The sequence below is a fragment of the Mesorhizobium sp. M4A.F.Ca.ET.020.02.1.1 genome (assembly GCF_004022645.1).
Classification (GTDB): domain Bacteria; phylum Pseudomonadota; class Alphaproteobacteria; order Rhizobiales; family Rhizobiaceae; genus Mesorhizobium.
The window spans coordinates 1-4,977 of record NZ_RZOI01000470.1 but is presented as its reverse complement, the minus strand read 5'-3'; the positions used below and the strand labels follow the sequence as shown (position 1 = coordinate 4,977).

At 60.5% G+C, this 4,977-nt stretch carries 5 protein-coding genes; all 5 read left to right on the top strand.

Annotated features, from left to right (window positions below; translation table 11 throughout):
• Positions 1-921, top strand: a 921-nt coding sequence (locus EN742_RS24380) for an aldehyde dehydrogenase family protein (RefSeq protein ID WP_148670225.1), incomplete at its 5' end; no start/stop codon positions are given.
• A 223-nt stretch (positions 922-1,144) separates the two neighbouring features.
• Positions 1,145-1,816 (top strand): IclR family transcriptional regulator, encoded by a 672-nt coding sequence (locus EN742_RS24375; protein ID WP_128333374.1) that lies wholly within the window; start codon positions 1,145-1,147, stop codon positions 1,814-1,816.
• A 247-nt stretch (positions 1,817-2,063) separates the two neighbouring features.
• A complete protein-coding gene (locus EN742_RS24370) occupies positions 2,064-3,125 on the top strand; it encodes a putative 2-aminoethylphosphonate ABC transporter substrate-binding protein (protein ID WP_128333373.1) in 1,062 nt (353 codons plus the stop codon).
• 82 nt (positions 3,126-3,207) lie between these two features.
• On the top strand, positions 3,208-4,293 hold the full coding sequence (locus tag EN742_RS24365; RefSeq protein WP_128333372.1) for a putative 2-aminoethylphosphonate ABC transporter ATP-binding protein: 1,086 nt from the start codon (positions 3,208-3,210) through the stop codon (positions 4,291-4,293).
• Positions 4,294-4,348: 55 nt separating this feature from the next.
• Positions 4,349-4,977, top strand: a 629-nt coding sequence (locus EN742_RS24360; RefSeq protein WP_210214477.1) for an ABC transporter permease subunit, incomplete at its 3' end; no start/stop codon positions are given.

Here is a 4,977-nt window from a genome sequence, read left to right as displayed (position 1 = left end):
ACTGTAGTCATCAAGCCGGCGGAAGATGCTTCGCTGAGCACGATCCGCCTGGTCGAACTGATCGAGGAGGCGGGCTTCCCGGCCGGTGTCGTCAATCTGGTCACCGGCAGCGGCGCAGTCGCAGGCGACGCTTTGGTGCGGCATCCCGACGTCGACAAGATCTCCTTCACCGGCAGCCCGGGTGTCGGCCGCCGGATTGCCGCCATCGCCTCGGAGGCCCTCAAGAAGGTCACGCTTGAGCTCGGAGGCAAGTCGCCTCAGATCGTGTGCCGTGATGCTGACCTCGACCGTGTCATCGCCGGCGCATCGATCTCGATGTTCGCCAATCAAGGCCAGACCTGCGCATCCGGCAGCAGGGTGCTTGTCCATGAGGCGATCGCCGACGAGGTGACCGAGCGCCTGGTCGCGGCCGCGCAGAGCGTCATTGTCGGCGATCCTTTCGCGCCTGACACGCAGATGGGCTCGCTGGTCAGCGAACGGCAGCTCGAGCGTGTCGATGGGTATGTAGGCAGAGGCAAGGCCGAAGGCGCTCGCCTACTGACCGGCGGCCGACGCATCGACCGTCCGGGATATTTCTACGCGCCGACGTTGTTTGCCGGCGACAACGAACTGACGATCGCGCGTGAGGAGATTTTCGGGCCTGTCGGAACCATCATCCGCTTCCAAGACGACGAGGAAGCGCTGCGGCTCGCCAACGCAACGGACTATGGTCTGACCTCCGTTGTCTGGACCCAGGATCTTGCCACCGCAAACCGTTTTGCGCGGCAACTACGGGCGGGCTCAGTCTGGGTCAATGCCTGGGGCCCGCCCCATCCCGCCTTGCCATGGCTTGGCGTCAAGACCAGCGGTTTGGGATCGGAGCTTGGCCGGTCCGGCATTCTCGCCAACACGGTCGAGAAGACGGTGTCGGTAATCTCATGAGATAGCATACGCCTTTGAGGGTAGGCGCCACGCACTGCGTATTGAAGGCTTCCGGGGTTCAGATTAGTCTCGATTATCGAACGATTGCAGTCCGATAATCCATAAGTCCATTGCTGGCGATCGCGGCTCGGCACCGCGGCGCGACGATGGGTGTGACCGACAAAATTTGCACGGAAGATTGGAGTACCCCCTCTTGGCCGAAATATCGCTCACCGGCGACCAGATGCTCACCGTCCTCGAAACCGTCGCGAAGAAGGGGCCGGTGAGCGCGGCCGATGTCGCGCGCGCCTGCAACATCAACAGGACCGTAGCCTATCGGCTCCTGGTCACACTCGAGCAGCGGGCTTATGTACGCCGAGGCCACGATGGCTACGCCTTGGGCAGCGCGGTCAACGACCTGGTGCGCCAACTCGACCGAGATATCTCCAGCATAGCCCGTCCGCTGATGGGGACACTCGCCAACGCTGTCGGCGAAACGGTAGTGTTGCACTGCCTCAACAAGGACGAGGCGGTCGTGACCGAGCAGGCGCTGGGCAACAGGTATCTGGTCCGTGTGCAGCATGTTCCCGGCTCACGTCATCCGCTCCACCTCGGCGCCAGCGGCTGGGCGATGCTTGCCTTCCAGGACCAGAAGACGATAGCCCGCGTTGTCAAAAAAGCAGACGATCCGATCGCTGCCCAGGCACGTATCGAGCAGACCCGCAGAGACGGTTATGCGATTTCACATGACGAACTTCAGATGGGCGTTCATGGCGTCGCGGCCCCGCTAATCGAGCCGGATGGCCGCTGCAACGCCAGCCTCGCCATTTTGGTGCCGAGCACCAGAGCCGACACGCTGCAGGCGCTGACGCCAAAGCTTCTCGAACTGGCCGCCAATATTACCAGGCAGCTGTAGCAGTCTGCGGGCTCATCCGGCCAAATCGCGTCGCGCTGAAAGGGATTCAAGCGATGCGCTTTAAGGCCGTGTCTTGGTGCATGTCGTTCTCGCAAAACCGCCGCGCACTTTCGGGGAGAGGAATTGGTCGTCTCCTGACCCCGGCCATCGTCGTTCGCGATGCCTAGCTTCCGGATCGCGCATTTTCCGCTCCCGGATGGGCGTCTAGGGTGGAAACGTGCCGTGGTGCATAACAAGGGGAGAACAAATGACCACCAACATCCAGACGCCACAACGCTCTCACAGACATCGCTGGACGCTGTCCGTGCTACTGGCAGCTGCCATCGTCGCGCAGACCGTTTCGGCGGGATATGCCAAGGAGACCATCACTGTCTACACCGCCTTGGAGAAGGAGCAACTCGCTCCGTACAAGGCTGCTTTCGAGAAGCAATATCCTGATGTCGAAATCGCCTGGCTGCGCGATAGCCCTGGGATCATCCTGGCGCGGTTGCTGGCGGAGAAGGACAATCCGCATGCCGACGCGGTTTGGGGCGTACCTCTTATGCACCTCGTCAGCCTGGACAAGCTTGGGATGCTCGAGCCCTACGCGCCGAAGGACTACGAGAAACTGAAACCGCGCTTTCGCGACGAGAAGAATCCACCCGCATGGACCGGCATGGACACGTGGATGAGTTTGATCTGCTTCAACACAATTGAGGCGAAGAAACGCAACATCCCGGCACCGGAAACTTGGGCGGACCTGGCCAAGCCGATCTACAAAGGGCAGATAACGATGCCCAATCCGGCTTCCAGCCATACCGGCTATCTGGCCGTCAATCATTGGAAGCAGTCCATGGGCGACAAGGCATGGTCATTCATGGATGCGCTCCATGAGAACATCGCCCTCTACACCCATTCAGGATCAAAGCCCTGCAAGATGGCGGCGACCGGAGAGTATGTCATCGGTATTTCAACCGACATCACCGCGCCGCAGCTCAAAGCCAAGGGTGCGCCCATCGATATCATCCTGCCGAAGGACAAGACCGGATGGGACATTGAGGCGACTGCGATCATCAAGGGCACGAAGAAACTCAAGGCCGCCCAGGCACTGGCCGATTTCTCGGTGAGCAAGGCGGCCAACGACCAGTACAACAAGTTCATGGCGATCGTCGCTTACCCTGGAGACTTTCCGACTCCGAAAGCATATCCGGCCGGCGCTGAGGCTGCGATGTCCGATCAGGACCTCGCAACGAGCGCGCATGATCGCGAAGCCGTCACCACGGAATGGGTCAAGCGTTACGACGGCAAGTCCGAACCGAAGAACAACTGATAGCTGACAACCGGCTGCCGCGCATTGCGCGGCAGTTTTCGGGGGCATCGTACCGCTTCGAAGGACTGGGATCCCGAACTCTATGAACGTTTCCAATAGTCAGGCATCAGCGCTTCTTGAAATCCGCGATGTGGGCAAGATTTTCGGCCGCCATGTCGCGCTCAAGAAGATCGATCTCGATGTCCATGATGGCGAGTTCGTCAGTTTCCTAGGCCCTTCAGGTTGCGGAAAGACGACGCTTTTGCGCATCATAACTGGGCTGGAGCGGCAAAGCGCCGGCGCGCTCAGACACGCAGGCCGCGACATATCTGATCTGTCGGCGGCCGAGCGAGGGTTTGGCATACTGTTCCAGTCCTATGCGCTTTTTCCAAATCTCACCGTTCGCCAGAATGTGGGTTACGGCCTGAAATCAGGCCGGCGCGACGCTCAAGAGCGGGTCACCGCATTGCTCGAAATGGTTGGCCTGCCGGGGATCGAGGACAAGTATCCCTCGCAGCTTTCGGGAGGACAGCAGCAGCGCGTCGCCTTGGCGCGAGCGCTTGCGCCGAGACCGAAACTGCTTCTGTTGGATGAGCCGTTGAGTGCGATTGACGCCAAGGTGCGCGTGCACCTGCGAGAGCAGATCAAAGATCTGCAGCGCCGGCTTGGGCTGACGACGATCATGGTCACTCACGACCAGGAAGAAGCCTTGGCGATGGCAGACCGGATCGTGGTCATGAATCATGGCTCCATTGAACAGGTCGGCTCGCCTGCGGAGATCTACGGCCATCCGTCTTCATTGTTCGTCGCGGACTTCGTCGGCAAGATGAATGTGATCGCCGGTCATCTTTCCAACGGGGTGTTCAGGACCGAGCACGCTGCGGCGGCGATAGCGGTGCCGGTCGGTTCGGCCGACGGCGCAGCGCGGCTCTGTGTCCGCCCCGAGGACATCGCGGTGTCGTCTGCGCTCCCCGACGGCGCGAGCGGCGCCAACAAAGCGCTGGCGAACGTGACGGGGGTGGAATTCCTAGGCCCCTTCACCAGGCTGCGGCTTTGTGTGCCGGATTGGGGCGCCACTACGTTGTGTGCCGATGTTTCCGCTCGCGAGCTGCAAGGGCTTAAAATTGGCCTTGGTGAATCGGTGACCGTAGCGCTGGATCCGCGTCGCATTCAGTTGCTGTCGGCCTAAGATCATGCCTGGCGGGAACCAGATCGAAATTGTCGCCCCACGCCGCCGACCCAGGTTGACGCCGGAGGCAATCGCCCATTTCGGGCTGACCGCGATATTGGTCGCAGTGCTCATCGCATTGGTGCTTCTGCCGGTCGCGTCAATTCTGGTAAAGAGCGTTGAAGACCAGGAAGGTGCCTTTGTCGGGCTTGCCAATTTCCAAGCCTATCTCGCCAACTCATCGCTTTCAGTTTCGATTGGAAACAGCCTGCTGCTGGGCGCGCTTACCACGGCGATTACGGTCGCTATCGCCTTTGCCTATGCCTACGCGCTTTCGCGCAGTTGCATGCCCCTCAAACCACTTTTCCGTGGCATCGGCCTCCTGCCCATCCTTTCGCCTTCGTTGCTGCCGGCGATCGCGTTGATCTATCTTTTCGGCAATCAGGGTTTCCTCAAGGATTGGATTGCGGATGGAACGATCTATGGCTTGCCCGGGATGGTCGCCGCGCAGGTTTTCTACTGCTTCCCGCACGCACTGCTGATCCTTGCAACGGCTTTGGGAATGTCTGATGCGCGCCTCTACGAAGCCGCGCAGACGCTGGGCGCATCACGGCAAAAAATGTTTCGCACGATCACGCTGCCGGGAGCCCGGTACGGGCTCATCAATGCGATCTTCGTGGTGTTCACGATCGCCGTCACCGACTT